This window comes from Staphylococcus pseudoxylosus, assembly GCF_003697915.1.
Taxonomy (GTDB): Bacteria; Bacillota; Bacilli; order Staphylococcales; family Staphylococcaceae; genus Staphylococcus; species Staphylococcus pseudoxylosus.
Genome location: NZ_RCVN01000006.1, coordinates 166,956 through 182,017, shown reverse-complemented (window position 1 = coordinate 182,017; position 15,062 = coordinate 166,956). Strand labels below are relative to the sequence as shown.

Below are 15,062 nucleotides of genomic sequence, written 5' to 3'. Positions count from 1 at the left end.
AAAAATGTTTATAAAGAAGGTTATGATGATGGACTTAACACAAGTTAAAGCGGTCGTATTTGATTTAGAAGGTACACTTTTAGACCGAAAAAAATCACGTGAGAAATTTATTGAAGAGCAATATGAGCGATTCCATGATTATTTGGTGCGCATTCAACTTGAAGATTTTAAAAGAAAATTTATTGAGCTAGATGATGATGAAGATCATGATAAACCAGAACTGTATAAAGCAATTATTAAAGATTTTCACGTTGATCGGTTAACTTGGAAAGATTTATTTCATGACTTTGAGATGCATTTTTACCGTTACGTCTTTCCATATTACGATACATTATATACTTTAGAAAAATTGACAAACAGTGGTTATTTAACAGGTGTCATAGCTAATGGTAAATCTAAAATCAAACAATACCGAATGCATGCATTAGGTGTAGAAGATGCTATTAACTACTTATCCACTTCAGAAACTGTTGGATATCGCAAACCACATCCGAGAATTTTTGAAGATATGTTAAACCAATTAGGCACAAAACCAGAAGAGACTATGTATGTGGGTGATGACCCCTTAAATGATGTAGCACCAGCAAGAGCGATGGGCATGATTAGTGTCTGGTTTAAAGAAGAGGAAATAGTTGATGTAGAACCTTTACCTGAAGAAGTAGACTTTACAATTAATACAACTGAAGAGCTGTTATCTATATTACCTATTGCAAAGAAAGGGAGATAATTATGAATCTATTTACAACAAGAGATGGTGTAGCATTAAATTATAGAACGAGTGGTGAAGGCAATGTGATAGTGATGGTACACACTGCTTTAGACAATTTAACTGTTTTTAATGATATTGAAGAAAAATTTAATAAACATAATCAAGTTATATTAGTAGATTTACGAGGCCATGGTTATTCAGATAAACCAAATGAAATTAATTTTGAAACATATGCAGAGGATATTAAAGCGTTATTAGATCACTTATATGTAACTCAATGTGCATTTATCGGTCATGAATTAGGTGCTTCTGTTGCAGTATCATTTGCATCATTATATCCAGATATGACAAGTTCATTAACATTAATCAATCCAACTTTATTAAGTGATATGTCGCCTGAGGAACGTTTGTATCGTAAGCACGCTGACCTAATTAGAAATTGGGATAAAGAAGCACAACAAAAATTCCTAGATAAGCATTTATATTATTCTAAACGCAAAGCTAAAAAATTCTTAAAACAAGTAGATGATACCAATAGCATTGCAACAAAATCAGAATTAAATGCTGTAAAAGCCTCGTTTAATAATAACGATATTATGCGTTACTTAAGTGCTGTTAATGCACCAACTTTAATTGTTGCTGGGCAACATGGCGCGAGAACTACCGTTGTTGAAGCAAAAGAAGTAGGCGACTATATAGGAGAAGTGAAGTTTGAAGTTTTTACAGCATCAGGGTTATACCCATTTGTAGAAGAAAAAGAAAAATTTGTAAATGTTGTAACTGAATTTATTAAAGAAAATGAACCAGCAACGTTGTATTAAAATACAGTATTGTAAGCAAACCAAAAGCTAATTATAGCATTTGGTTTGCTTTTTTATTTGAAGCCAAAATGTGAAGCGTGATTCGTTAGAATGCCATTATTGTGGTAGGAACAGATGTTATTAGATAATAATATGAAAGGGTTGGTGTTGGTCGAGGATTGTGAAAATGAGATCATTTCATCCATCTAATGATTAATAATATAATTTAGAGACGCTAACATTTAATTGTTACTTTGATTACAGATAGGTAGTTTTTTGTAATATTTTTGTAACACCACTGTTATTTTAGTAATATTTATAGTACAATATAGATAAGCACAAGATAACTTATATATACAGAAGGAGAGAGTGCTTATGAAAAAAGTATTTGCAGCAGTCCTAGTTTCAGGTTTAGCGATCTCTGGATTTAGTACAGGTAGTGTTGAGGCAGCATCAGGTAACTCTATCCAAAGTGTTAAATCACTTCAACAAGGAGACACAACGCTAGAAGGTGTTAAAATAGGTGCTTCTATACAAAGCGTATTGAGTGAAAATAATGCACCAATTTATTCATATAGTCCTGATGGTAATGAACATTATTATGAATTTAAAAAAGATAACGGTGTGCTTGTTGTGACGGCAGACGGTAAGAAAAACAAAGGTAAAATTACCCGTGTTTCTATGAGTTACAATGATACGAATGGCCCAACATATAAAGATGTTAAGTCACAGGTAAGTAAAAATGCTGTTACACGTGAACATTATAATAATGTCACTGGTAACTTTGGCTATGTACAAGATGATGAATTATCTTATCAATTTAGTTCAGCATCACCAAGTGATAAAGATATCAAACTATATCGTATAGATATGGGGAAATAACATTTACTTTGTAACATTTTAACGAATTGTGTGGTAGCGAATTAGAATTTTAATGGTTGAATAGTGTGACTTTAAAAAGTGGTTCTTTAAAGTAGTACTTAAACTACCAATATTAATTGAGAGGCTAAGACATTTATTAATGTCTTAGCCTCAATTTATTGTTAAAATAGGGAGTAATGTGAGACTATTAACTGAATTAAAGGTTAAACAATTTTAATGATTTTAAAATAACGGTCATTACATAAATTAAAAAATGATTCAAAGGAGCCAATCATGAGAGTTAACGACAAAGTTTTAGTAGAAAATATAAATGACTATTTTACTCATAAAGGGCTTTCTCCCAATTTAATAGATGATATTAAAGAGAAACTAAAAAGAGATTTAAAAAAATCCGAAGCAAAAGATGAAGATTATATAGAATATAGACGTAAATCACCGGCTGAAATTATATTAACTATACAACGTAATTTATTCACTTTACAATTGAATCCTATCATATTTTTTATTGTGAATTTTATCTTGTTATCTTACTTATATGATAAACAGTATGTACCATTCCAAGCAGCTACAGGTACTTCTATTTTTTATTGTTTAGTGATTTTACCAATTTCAATTTTTATATATTTAAGGATTGATTGGAAGAATTATCTATATAGTAATAAATTCGAAATGGTTATAGGATTAGGCGTCGCTGTTGTATCGATGGTTCTTGTTGTGTTACAAGGATTTAATATCAATTTAGGTATTGTTGCTGTTACAATTTATGCACATCAAGCCGTGTTTTTTATCGGAATTTTATTTAGTATATCAGGTCTGTATTTTAGAAGATTAGAATTTACAGGTATTGGTTTACTATTATGTCAAAAGACAATTGATGCCATGATAAACAACTCAAGTATTACACAAATTGCCTCTATAGTTATTTGGATTTTACTACTTATTGTAATTATTTATTACACTATTCGAATTTCTTCACGAAACTAATATCAATTTTTTGGATTAATTAAAAAGTAAACTGAAACACGTGCCGTTTATTCAAAGTCTTATGACTACAAAATGGGACGTGTTTTTATTGTACCTAAAGTATTTATAAAATATATCAGATTATAAAATAATTAAAAATAAAAAATGTAGCATACGCACTTTAAAATTGGGGTATATTACTTTTGTAAGGGGAGGTGACCCATAATGAAAAAATTAGTAACAAACTGTAACAACGAGATTGCTTACATCCGAGAGGGTCAAGGTTTTCCTATTATATTAATCCATGGACTCGATGGTAATATGGCTTCGTTATTTAGTTTGAAAGAAGAATTAAAGCAACATTACGAAGTTATTGTTTACGATGTTAGAGGTCACGGTAAATCATCTAAACCCAATTCATTTAATTTAGAAGATCATGTAGAAGATTTAAGGGGATTGATGACAAAATTAGATATTTCAACGGCGCATATTATTGGGCATGATATGGGTGGTTTGATTGCAAAACATTTTAGTGATAGATATAACTCGATGGTAAAGACGCTGACATTGATAGCTTGTAATTTAATCGATAGCGTACATGGATTGAATAAATTGATGATTGAGCATCAAGATGAAATTGAAGGTTTCGATAAATCAGAATCACTTATTTTATTGTTACCGTATATGTATCAAGCAGAAGATAAGGCAAAAAGATGGTTCCAAAACCAATTAATCTATAGCAGACAATCGGCAGAAGATAGTGCTGTAGCCACGAGAGCGTTAATGGAATTTCCAGTATTTAATAAAGATGTCGTTATTAAAAATACGGATACACCCACATTAATTATTAATGGGAAGTATGATCCGTTAGTTCCTAATGAAGTAATAGAAAAGTATCATTATGCATTTACTTCATTACAAATGATAGAATTTGAACATTCTGGACATGCACCTCATATAGAAGAGCCAAAGCATTTTTTAGATGTTTATAGTGAATTTATAAATGCTACAGAATATCAAAAATATTAAAGTGCTATTTTTGGTATTCTGTCCTTTATACATTGTTTTAATGGTAAGCACTTGAAAAACATGACTTACATAAAAACAAGCCTAAGACATGATTTATCATGTCTTAGGCTTGTTTTTAATTTGCATAGGCTGATTTAAATGAAATAAGCGCTTCTAACAAGCGCTGTAAGCTTCTTATTAATCAGTTATGTCTAACTAGAGTGGTTTAGAGACTACATTTGAAAAATAAAGTTTCCATCGCTCTAATTCTGTTAATGAAAAGTTTATACTTCGTTATCGTCGTTTGCTGCTTTAATGCGATCGTTAACACGTGATAATAACTCATTAATTTTCTTACGTTGTTTTGTGTTTACTAAAATTAATACAGTTCTTTCATCATGTTCATTACGTTTTTTATCGAAGTAATCTTCTTGTGATAAGTTTTTAACTGCTTTAACAACTTGAGGTTGTTTATAGTTTAAGTGGTTAATGATATCTTTTAAATAATATTCTTCACTTTCATGTTCGCTGATATATGTTAATACAGCAAACTCCTCAAAACTTACAGAAAATTCCTTTTTGATAATACCTTTTAATTTATCAGCGTAAGTAACCATAGCTAATAATTCAAAACAATCATTGATTTTGGTGATAGCCATCCTATTATTCCTCCCTAATTCTATATGCCCAATCAAATATACATATTAAAAATGTTTTTGTATAATTATTTGTCTTAATTCAAAGTGTAAAACAAAGCGTTTATCATAATCTATGGCTTAATTATATTTGGGTAAAATATATTAAAACCACTATTATTTAGTTTATTATAACTAAATAAAAATAGAAAGTAAACAAAAAACTGTTTAAGCGTTACGTAAATGATTTCAGATATTAATTCAATTCTATACATACCAATGATTGAATTGAAATTAATATATCTTTGTTTCAATTTGTTGTAATTTGATAAAAATAGTAAATAAGCGTTTTGTATTTAAAGGTAATTACTATTTATACCGTGTACATCTAATTTTTAGACGGCACTGTATCAACGTTTCTAGCGATTATGTCGCCTTGTTTTAAACCTTCAAGAATTAACACATCTTTTCTATTACCTATATTTTGTGGTTTGATAACCCGTTTAATAAATTTTTTATTTCTTTGTAAGAAAACAAATTTATTATCATATATTGCGGACTTTGGTATTACAATTTTTTTATTAGGTTTTTCAATATTATAATGCCTGCCATATAATCCTTTGGAGTTAGTAGTTATTTCTATATTATATTGTGAATATTTAGCTGCAGGATCAAATTGTCTTGGTAATTTAGAAATATACGTTATTTTACCAGTGAAACTTTGTTGGCTGTCATCTTTAAGCAATACTTTATCATTTTCATGCAATTGTGCTATAAGCGATTCAGAAACAACAGACTTGATTATAGCATTAGAATTAAAAATTTGCAGAATAAGTTCTTTATCTTTAGTAGGGAAATTTTGGTTTATATGGATGTTACCATCAAAAGGTGCATATATAACGGTGCGTAACGTTGATTGTAATGATTCAATTTCTGACTGAGTTCGGCTGATTTCATTATTAATAATTGACTGTGATCGCGTTTTTTTTTGTTTTAAGTGTGAAAGATATTTTTGTTTGTTAGCAATGAGACGTTCGGTGTTTGGATTGTAATATTCGTAGAGGGGTTGATGTTTTTTTACAGCGTCATTATTTTTTATAAACCAATTATGAATATAACCTTTATCTGTTTCTAACAGTAACTTTGTTATTTGGGTTGGGGACTGTATGCCTGAAAAGTGATAGGAGGGTTCATATCTAATTTTAATTGTTTCTATGTGAGAATTTGTCTGATTAGGGGATATTGATTTTAAATAATACCAACAAAATAATGCCATACTACTTAAAATTACTAATAATGTGAGTAATACGAAAAACTTTCGCAATGAGGTCACCTCTTGTTATTAATATGGTTTGATTATACAGTGAAAGTGACTTAATGTGCTATAAAAAAAGTGCGTCATTTACAGTTTGATAAAAGTAAATGATGCACTATCACAATTTTAAAATAATCTTAGCAATATAATACCAATCATAATGGCTATAATCCCTGAAACTTTACGTGGTGTTACTTTATTAACATTCGTGCCTAAGAGACCGAAATGATCTATGATGATACCCATTAGCATTTGACCTAGCATAACAATAATTGTTGTTAGCGCAGCACCTAAATGTGGCATCAAGATAATATTTGTTGTTACGAAGATGACACCTAATATGCCACCGATAAAATAAATAGGTTTTAACTTGCCTTGTCTATTATTAAAAGTCGCAACTTTAAGACTTTTGTTAAATATCAGTGTCAATATAAACAATACAATGGTTCCAACTGTAAAGGATACGAGTGATGCCATTATTGATGAATGTAGTTGCTGACCCAATGCACTATTAATAGCTGTTTGGATAGGTGGGCAGAAGCCAAATATAAAGCCAATAATAAGCCAGATATATACCGTTGAAGATTGGGCTTTGTCTTTAGGGTCTCGTCGGACATAATTCATAAGTAAAATGCCGAAAATTAAAAAAAGGATTCCTAAGACTTTGAGTAAGGTGAAAGGATGTTTATCGGCGCCGAACCATCCAAAGCTATCGATTGCCACGCCCATTATAATTTGACCTGCTACAGTCATGACGACTGTTAAAGAAGCACCTAAACGAGGTAAAAGTAATAGATTGCCTGTTAAGAAAATAACACCTAGCATACCACCAACAAACCATTGATAATTCAATGATTGATTACTATAAAATTGCCCCGTAAAGACATGGGGATTAATAATAAGATTAATTAAAATTAAAAAAAGAGTTCCTGTTGCAAATGAAATCGTTGATGCATAGAATGAAGATCTTGTATATAAACTCAATCTAGAATTGATTGAAGTTTGAAACGGAACTACCATGCCTGCAACAATACCAATGATATATAAGAGAACCATTAAATCACGCTTTCCTTCGAGATAACTATATTATAAAGGAAAGATTAATGTATGCATACATTTAAATTAGCCGCAGAAATATATGCATATCAGAGAAAATAATGTACACAACAAACAAAGTATAATAAAATACGTATGTTGATGTTTTTTAGATAATAAAAATTAACAAATTTAATGTATTTTGAATAATGAAAGTAATTTTAGAAGTGAGTGACTATAGATATTGAAACAACTTTCCATAATTCGTCTTTTAGATGAGGAAACTTTTTTTGTTGGCGCAGGCAGTAACGATCAAATAAAAAAGAATCAATTTATAGAAGTGTTGAATCCTAGACGGACCTATAAAAATTTAGCTCAAATTGTTGAAGTATATGATAAATATTCAATGTGCAAAAAATTGGGTAAGAAGAAGATATTTTTTGGTGATACCGTTAGACTAAGACCTTCGAGAGATTAATGATAGATTAGAATAGAAAAGTAGTCAGTTGATTATATGATGTGACATTTATTATTAACCAGTAAAAAGGCCTGAAACATTTGTTTCAAGCCTTTTTTACGTAATGGTTTTAATTATAGTCCATTACGTCGTAGTTACTAGATAATTAATTTTCAAATATAAGTTTAGTAGATTTATCTATAATTTGTGCAGCATGCACTGTTTTAGGAATACCTGCTTTCGGTCTCAAAATATCCAACTGAATTAATTTGGCCATACCTTCTTTAACGGCAGATTCGTTTATAAAGTGCTCAACTTTGGGTATTTGTAATTTGACTGTCTTATTAACAGCATCGTTGAAAATAAGTTCTAACGTTTGTGACATATTTTGTGTCCTCCTTAATTAATCGTTTCTGTCTTAATGACTTCAAGTTTGTCAAATCGTTCTCCTGTGATTTTTTCGATAATGGATTTGAAGCTTTTAAGTTGTTCAGGTGTTACGTCTGTATTTAAATTAGTGAAATGACGTTTAATTTGACTAGCTTTACCATTTTTGTCGAACAATGTGCGCGATAATGTGACTGCGAGTTGACTTATATTATTCATTATAATTAACCTCCTTTCACTATATATATCGACTGAGAATAGCAAAACGGTCAAAAAAATTTTAAAAATTTGTATTAAACACTTCCATGTGACATAAATATCATATATCATTAAATAAGAAACATTTATGGTGTGAGAGGTGTAAATATGAATCAAGTAGATCCTATCAGGGATATTGAAGAAATTAAATCAATGTATAAAGTATTGAGCTGTAAGTCTAGACGGGATTATTTACTGTTTAAATTTGCAATACATACAGGTGTTAAACTATCTGAATTATTGAATTTATGTGTGAATGATGTCAAAGGAGCAGACGATCACATAAAATTATATTGGCTAGAAGACCACGCCCCAAACATTTATATCAAGTTACCTGATGATTTAAGAAAGGAGTTATTTGATTATATAAATGAAGAAGGTCTAAAGGAAAATCAATTGTTGTTTCAATCAAATAGAACGTTTAAAGGTTTATCGAGGCAACAAGCTTATCGAATTATACATGCGGCTGCTAACGACTTAGGGATGTTGCATATTGGTTTGACCACTTTGAGAAAAACATTTGCATATCATGCTTATCAATCAGGTATATCTATATCTATTATTCAAAAATACCTCGGACATCAAACGACTTATGAAACGATGAAATTTATAGGTATTTCTACAAAGAAGAGCAATACCACAATAGCTTTAAATTTATAAATTATAATTAAAGGGGGAATACGATGAGTTTAGTCTATCTACTTGGAGCTTTATTTTTAATAATGTTACTTTTATTAGTAACAATGGCTATACCTAAAATCCAAAGATTTACAGGTCATATTGCACTCTTAGCACCCATCGTTGCCTCTATATACTTTTTATGGCAATTACCACAAGTAATGCACGGTCATTTTGTATCAGTAAAAATACCGTGGCTTACATCGTTGGACATAAATATAGATTTTAGATTGGATGGCTTAAGTTTATTCTTTAGCTTGTTGATTTCGCTTATTGGATTAGCGGTATTTTTCTATGCTACGCAGTATCTATCAAAAGAACATGATAATTTACCACGTTTTTATATATATTTATTACTTTTTATGATTAGTATGTTAGGCGTAGTGACTGCAAATAATACCATTTTAATGTATGTATTCTGGGAATTAACGAGTGTCTCTTCATTTTTACTAATTGCATATTGGTATAGTAAAGGTGAGAGTCAATTTGGTGCGATTCAATCGTTTATGATTACAGTGTTTGGTGGACTTGCTTTATTAGTAGGATTCATCATGGTCTATACTGTCACAGGTACGAATTCTATATCTTCTATTATTGAACAAAGCGATAAGATTGCCGAAAGTAATCTTTTTATTCCAATTGTTATATTATTCTTAATCGGTGCATTTACAAAGTCAGCACAGTTTCCGTTCCACATATGGTTACCAAAAGCAATGGCTGCACCTACACCAGTAAGTGCTTATTTACACTCTGCAACAATGGTTAAAGCAGGTATTTTCTTATTATTTAGGTTTACACCATTATTAGGATTGAGTGATTTTTATATTTATTGTGTGACATTTATTGGTCTAATCACCATGATATTTGGAGCAGTAAACGCAACGAGACAGTTTGATATGAAAGCTATATTAGCTTATTCAACAATAAGTCAATTAGGTATGATTGTTGCCATGGTTGGTTTAGGGGGCGGATTTGCACAACATCCTACTGGTGCATTATCTGAAGCATACGGATTTATCTTATTTGCAGCATTATTCCATCTTATGAACCATGCACTATTTAAAGGTGCATTATTCATGGGTGTAGGTATTATTGATCATGAAACAGGTACGAGAGATATCCGTCGATTATCTGGATTAAGAAAGGCGTTTCCAATCACACACATCGTTATGTTATTATCAGCGTTCTCTATGGCTGGAATACCATTTTTAAATGGATTCCTCAGTAAAGAGATGTTCTTTGATGGCCTAGTTAGTGCAGTTGAACTACCTCAATTTAATCTTTCATTAACTATAGTGATAACAGTTATTGGGGTTTTAGCAAGTATCTTTACTTTAATATATTCAGCTTACATGATTAAAGAAGTGTTCTGGGGAGATTATCAAAAAGCAGATTTACCGATAACATCACCGCATGAGCCGTTTGTCTTTACTCTACCTTCTGCAATTATGATGATTTTATTACCGGTTATCTTCTTTGTCCCAAATGTTTTTGGACATCATGTTATTTTACCGGCATTACGAAGTATCACAATTGGAGAAAAAGTAGATAATGTGGCGCCACATATTGCTCAATGGCATGGCTTCAATTTACCGCTCATATTAAGCATTATTGTAATAGTTGTTGGGTTTACGATGGCCTTTAAAATAAATTGGAAAAATTATGCTGACAAACTTAAGGTGAAATCTATCACCGACTTATATATAGGTTCATATAATCAATTCGAACACTATTCTGGTTATGGTATCCGTACTTTAATGAATAACCGCTTAAATCATTATATTACATTGACTTTATTAATATTTAGTATGGTTGTCATTTATGGGATTATTCAAGCAGGCTTCCCACGCGTCCAACAGATTCATGTCAGTGAATTTGGTCCAATTGAAGTAATTACATTAATCGTTGTATTTGTACTCGGTATAGCTTTAACATTTATTCGTCAACGTTTAACTATGGTCATACTTAATGGAATTATTGGTTATTGTGTCACAATTTTCTTCATTTTAATGAAAGCGCCAGATTTAGCATTAACACAATTAGTGGTAGAAACGATTACTACGATTCTGTTTATCGTCAGTTTTTCAAGACTACCAAACGTTCCGCGTGCAAAAGTACACAAAAAGCGTGAAGCAGTCAAAATTGTCGTATCACTACTGATGGCAATCATTGTCGTGGCACTGGTGTTTATCGCTCAACAAAGTGATTCAATGCCTACAATTTCAACGTTTTATCATGATGCTTATAATTTAGCAGGTGGTAAAAACATTGTGAATTCAATACTAGGTGATTTCCGTGCTTTAGATACATTGTTTGAAGGTATGGTGTTAATCATAGCTGGTTTAGGTATTTATACATTACTTAACTTTAAAGAACGGAGGGGTCAAGATGAAAGAGAATGATGTTGTATTACGAACGATAACGAAGATTGTCGTATTTATACTATTAACTTTTGGATTTTATCTGTTTTTAGCTGGTCATAATAATCCAGGTGGTGGCTTTATTGGCGGTCTCGTTTTCAGCTCAGCATTTCTATTGATGTTTTTGGCCTTCGACGTTAAACAAGTTTTAGTCGCATTACCATTAGATTTCAGAATTCTAATGATTTGTGGTTCTTTACTATCATTTATTACAGCAGTTGTACCTATGTTCTTTGGTAAACCGTTCCTTTACCAAACAGATGCATATGTACAGCTACCATTGCTAGGTGAAGTACATTTATCAACTGTAACGCTATTTGAAGCGGGTATTGTATTATCCGTAGTTGGTGTGGTTGTTACAGTTATGCTTTCAATTAGTGGTGGTCGCTCATGAATTTAATTTTATTAATGGTTATTGGCTTTTTAATATTTATTGGAACGTATATGATATTATCGGTCAATTTAATAAGAATTGTTATTGGAATTTCAATATACACGCATGCAGGTAATCTAATTATTATGAGTATGGGTAAATACAGCAAAGATATGGTTGAACCTTTAATTGGTGAAGGAAGTAAGCAATTTGTGGATCCTTTATTACAAGCGATTGTATTAACTGCAATTGTTATCGGATTTGCAATGACTGCCTTTCTCTTAGTACTTGTTTATAGAACATATCGTGTAACTAAAGAAGATGAAATCGATGTACTGAGAGGTGATGATGACAATGATGAGTAATTTATTAATATTACCATTACTACTACCAGCTGTTTGTGGTTTAGGCTTAGTGTTCATTCGTACACACAGTAGGTTATCTAGGATCTTTTCAATTGGTACAATGGCTCTTACAACGTTCGTTTCTTTAGCATTGCTCATTTATGTGATGTATAACAAACCACTCGCGTTAGATTTTGGCGGTTGGAAAGCGCCATATGGTATTCAATTTGTCGGAGATTCCTTAAGTCTATTGTTGGTTGTAACTTCAAGTTTTGTCGTTACGCTGATTATGGCATATGGCTTTGGACGAACTGAGAAAAGAGCGATACGTTACTATTTACCTAGTTTTATTTTATTCTTAACTGTCGGCGTAATAGGCTCATTTCTAACTGCAGACTTATTCAATATCTATGTGATGTTTGAAGTGATGTTATTGGCATCATTTGTACTTATTACATTAGGGCAATCAGTAGAACAATTACGTGCTGCAATTATCTATGTCGTACTTAATATTTTAGGTTCATGGTTACTATTATTAGGCATTGGTTTATTGTACAAATTAACAGGTACATTAAATTTCACACTTGTATCTCAACGACTAAATGAAATGAATGATAAGAATTCTATCGTAATTGTTTCCATGGTGTTCTTAATTGCATTTGGTGCAAAAGCTGCATTAGTACTATTTATGTGGTTACCTAAAGCATATGCAGTGTTAAATACAGAATTAGCAGCACTATTCGCAGCATTAATGACTAAAGTTGGTGCTTACGCATTAATTCGTTTCTTTACACTTATATTTGATGAACATCATGGGATTTCACACCCGTTATTAGTTTTCTTATCTTGCATTACAATGCTAATAGGTGCTTTTGGTGTACTTGCATATAAAGATATTAAAAAAATTGCAGCATATCAGGTTATTTTGTCTATCGGTTTTGTAATTTTAGGATTGGGAACGAATACTTTTGCAGGTGTGAACGGTGCTATTTTCTATTTAGCGAATGATATTGTAGTTAAAACGTTGCTATTCTTTATTATAGGTAGTCTGGTATATGTGACGGGTTATAGACAATATCGAAGTTTACATGGGTTGGCGAAACAAGAGCCATTCTTTGGTGTAGCGTTTGTTGTGATGATTTTAGCAATCGGTGGGGTGCCTCCGTTAAGTGGTTTCCCTGGTAAGGTGTTCATTTTTGAAGGTGCAATTGAAAATGGGAACTACATTGGTTTAACGCTGATGATTATTACAAGCTTAATAGCGATGTTTAGTTTATTTAGAGTATTCTTTGTGATGTATCTCGGCAATGAACAAAGAGGCGAGGCTATTGTGTTTAAAAAAATTCCACAATACCGTAAAGTCCTTATAGGTATCTTAGTAGCAACGATTATCGCAATGGGTATTGCGGCGCCGTTAATATTTAAAGTAACTGAAAATGCGACGCACTTAAATATGGATGATGGATTGTTCGAAAAAATGGTTAATCCTCATTTAATGAAGGAGGATAAATAATGAGACAAGTCTTACTTAATATTGTCATTGCCTTTTTATGGGTCCTTTTTCAAGATGAAGATTCTTTTAAAATATCGACCTTTTTTGCAGGTTACCTCATAGGTTTATTAGTTATCTATATTTTACATCGTTTTTTTGGACAACAATTCTATTTGAAAAAAGTTTGGGTCAGTATTAAATTTTTAGCAGTTTATCTTTACCAGCTAATTACTTCAAGTATAACGACAATCAATTATATATTATTTAAAACAAAGGACTTAAATCCTGGATTAGTAACTTATGAGACGACGTTAGATACAGATTGGGAAGTATCTTTCCTAACAATTTTAATTATTATCACGCCTGGATCTACAGTTATTAGAATTTCGAAAGAAAAGCAAAAGTTCTTTATACATGCCATTGATGTTTCAGATAAAGAAAAGCAGAAATTACTGAAAAGTATCAGACAATATGAAGGACTCATATTGGAGGTGGCAGAATGATTGAATATCTAATAGATTTCTTTATTACGAGTGCGCTAATTATATTTGGCATAGCTTTGTTATTAACACTATTTAGATTGATAAAGGGTCCGACTACTGCAGATAGAGTAGTTGCATTTGATGCTGCCAGTGCAATATTAATGTCGATGGTCGGATTGCTAAGCATCGTGTTCGGCACATTCTCATTCTTGGATTCGATATTACTTATTGCCATTATTTCCTTTGTAAGTACAGTGTCAATTTCTAGATTTATAGAAGGGGGGCACGTCTTCAATGCAAATAACAAGCGAAATCGTTAATCTTATTGCAGCCTTTATGATATTTTTAGGAAGTATTATAGCTTTAATTAGTGCCATTGGTTTAATTAAATTCCAAGATGTCTTTTTACGTAGTCATGCGGCAACGAAAAGTTCAACGTTATCTGTATTATTGACGCTTGTGGGCGTTATCATCTATTTTATTTCGTCACAAGGTTATTTAAGTGTAAGACTTATTCTCGCTTTAGTGTTTATTAATTTAACTTCTCCTGTTGGGGGGCACTTAATTTCTCGTGCAGCATACCGTACTGGCGCGTATATGTATAGAAAAAGTGATGCGCCTAGACAAACGAATATATTATTGAGTGCTACTGAGAATAACACATTTGAACAATTGAAAAAACGTGCACATGAGCGTGAAGAACGTAGAAGAAAAACGTATGAAAAAGAACATGATTACTAATTTGTTTCAAAGAGACACTTCTCATATTTTAAGAAGTGTCTTTTTGTTTAAAAAGGCTTAATTAATCGTAAATTTACTTTAAA

The 15,062-nt window shown here is 31.5% G+C and carries 18 protein-coding genes and 1 pseudogene; 14 read left to right on the top strand and 5 right to left on the bottom strand.

All coding sequences use genetic code 11. From position 1 onward, the window contains the following. Window positions 1–28: 28 nt before the first annotated feature. From D9V42_RS07200 to D9V42_RS07180, 5 genes and pseudogenes are all read left to right on the top strand, one after another. Window positions 29–773, top strand: a pseudogene (locus D9V42_RS07200) (HAD family hydrolase). Beyond that, the gene (locus D9V42_RS07195; RefSeq protein ID WP_122064167.1) at window positions 730–1,530 is read left to right on the top strand and encodes an alpha/beta fold hydrolase; all 801 of its coding nucleotides are present in this window, start codon (window positions 730–732) and stop codon (window positions 1,528–1,530) included. Before D9V42_RS07200 ends, D9V42_RS07195 begins: the two are co-directional and overlap by 44 nt. Window positions 1,531–1,884: 354 nt before the next feature. Further along, window positions 1,885–2,391, top strand: a complete 507-nt coding sequence (locus tag D9V42_RS07190; protein WP_122064165.1) for an SA0570 family protein — start codon at window positions 1,885–1,887, stop codon at window positions 2,389–2,391. A gap of 273 nt (window positions 2,392–2,664) precedes the next feature. Further along, on the top strand, window positions 2,665–3,375 hold the full coding sequence (locus tag D9V42_RS07185) for a hypothetical protein (protein ID WP_122064162.1): 711 nt from the start codon (window positions 2,665–2,667) through the stop codon (window positions 3,373–3,375). A 204-nt stretch (window positions 3,376–3,579) separates the two neighbouring features. Then, a complete protein-coding gene (locus D9V42_RS07180) occupies window positions 3,580–4,383 on the top strand; it encodes an alpha/beta fold hydrolase (RefSeq protein ID WP_122064159.1) in 804 nt (267 codons plus the stop codon). 263 nt (window positions 4,384–4,646) lie between these two features. Here the strand turns inward: D9V42_RS07180 and sarA are convergent, their stop codons facing one another. The 3 genes from sarA to D9V42_RS07165 all read right to left on the bottom strand — a co-directional run bounded on the left by sarA (window position 4,647) and on the right by D9V42_RS07165 (window position 7,368). Continuing rightward, on the bottom strand, window positions 4,647–5,021 hold the full coding sequence (gene sarA, locus D9V42_RS07175) for a global transcriptional regulator SarA (protein ID WP_017722642.1): 375 nt from the start codon (window positions 5,019–5,021) through the stop codon (window positions 4,647–4,649). A gap of 364 nt (window positions 5,022–5,385) precedes the next feature. Beyond that, window positions 5,386–6,330: an efflux RND transporter periplasmic adaptor subunit gene (locus D9V42_RS07170; RefSeq protein WP_244204779.1), complete on the bottom strand. Its 945-nt coding sequence runs from the start codon at window positions 6,328–6,330 to the stop codon at window positions 5,386–5,388. Between the two features lie 108 nt (window positions 6,331–6,438). After that, on the bottom strand, window positions 6,439–7,368 hold the full coding sequence (locus D9V42_RS07165; protein ID WP_107554546.1) for a DMT family transporter: 930 nt from the start codon (window positions 7,366–7,368) through the stop codon (window positions 6,439–6,441). Between the two features lie 223 nt (window positions 7,369–7,591). Here D9V42_RS07165 and D9V42_RS07160 point away from each other — a divergent pair, with 223 nt between their 5' ends. After that, window positions 7,592–7,825 (top strand): hypothetical protein, encoded by a 234-nt coding sequence (locus tag D9V42_RS07160; RefSeq protein WP_017722639.1) that lies wholly within the window; start codon window positions 7,592–7,594, stop codon window positions 7,823–7,825. A gap of 145 nt (window positions 7,826–7,970) precedes the next feature. Here the strand turns inward: D9V42_RS07160 and D9V42_RS07155 are convergent, their stop codons facing one another. After that, window positions 7,971–8,189, bottom strand: coding sequence for a DUF2922 domain-containing protein (locus D9V42_RS07155; RefSeq protein ID WP_107554545.1), 219 nt, complete (start codon window positions 8,187–8,189; stop codon window positions 7,971–7,973). 14 nt (window positions 8,190–8,203) lie between these two features. Continuing rightward, the gene (sroA, locus tag D9V42_RS07150) at window positions 8,204–8,410 is read right to left on the bottom strand and encodes a sigS mRNA-stabilizing protein SroA (RefSeq protein ID WP_122064154.1); all 207 of its coding nucleotides are present in this window, start codon (window positions 8,408–8,410) and stop codon (window positions 8,204–8,206) included. 147 nt (window positions 8,411–8,557) lie between these two features. Between sroA and D9V42_RS07145 the strand changes: the two genes are divergently transcribed. From D9V42_RS07145 to D9V42_RS07110, 8 genes are read left to right on the top strand one after another with little or no spacing between them, the layout of a single operon-like run. After that, window positions 8,558–9,109 (top strand): tyrosine-type recombinase/integrase, encoded by a 552-nt coding sequence (locus D9V42_RS07145; RefSeq protein ID WP_122064152.1) that lies wholly within the window; start codon window positions 8,558–8,560, stop codon window positions 9,107–9,109. A 23-nt stretch (window positions 9,110–9,132) separates the two neighbouring features. Next, window positions 9,133–11,529, top strand: a complete 2,397-nt coding sequence (locus D9V42_RS07140; protein ID WP_122064150.1) for a DUF4040 family protein — start codon at window positions 9,133–9,135, stop codon at window positions 11,527–11,529. Further along, window positions 11,516–11,941, top strand: a complete 426-nt coding sequence (gene mnhB2, locus D9V42_RS07135; RefSeq protein ID WP_017722634.1) for a Na+/H+ antiporter Mnh2 subunit B — start codon at window positions 11,516–11,518, stop codon at window positions 11,939–11,941. The genes D9V42_RS07140 and mnhB2 overlap by 14 nt, the downstream gene beginning before the upstream one ends. Then, window positions 11,938–12,285, top strand: coding sequence for a Na+/H+ antiporter Mnh2 subunit C (gene mnhC2, locus D9V42_RS07130; protein ID WP_017722633.1), 348 nt, complete (start codon window positions 11,938–11,940; stop codon window positions 12,283–12,285). The genes mnhB2 and mnhC2 overlap by 4 nt, the downstream gene beginning before the upstream one ends. Then, entirely contained in the window at window positions 12,275–13,777 is a 1,503-nt protein-coding gene (gene mnhD2, locus D9V42_RS07125; RefSeq protein WP_122064146.1) for a Na+/H+ antiporter Mnh2 subunit D, read from the top strand. The genes mnhC2 and mnhD2 overlap by 11 nt, the downstream gene beginning before the upstream one ends. Continuing rightward, window positions 13,777–14,259, top strand: a complete 483-nt coding sequence (gene mnhE2 / locus D9V42_RS07120) for a Na+/H+ antiporter Mnh2 subunit E (protein ID WP_107529823.1) — start codon at window positions 13,777–13,779, stop codon at window positions 14,257–14,259. Before mnhD2 ends, mnhE2 begins: the two co-directional genes overlap by 1 nt. Further along, on the top strand, window positions 14,256–14,558 hold the full coding sequence (mnhF2, locus tag D9V42_RS07115) for a Na+/H+ antiporter Mnh2 subunit F (protein ID WP_017722630.1): 303 nt from the start codon (window positions 14,256–14,258) through the stop codon (window positions 14,556–14,558). The genes mnhE2 and mnhF2 overlap by 4 nt, the downstream gene beginning before the upstream one ends. Further along, window positions 14,533–14,979 (top strand): Na+/H+ antiporter subunit G, encoded by a 447-nt coding sequence (locus D9V42_RS07110; RefSeq protein WP_017722629.1) that lies wholly within the window; start codon window positions 14,533–14,535, stop codon window positions 14,977–14,979. The genes mnhF2 and D9V42_RS07110 overlap by 26 nt, the downstream gene beginning before the upstream one ends. Window positions 14,980–15,062: the final 83 nt, after the last annotated feature.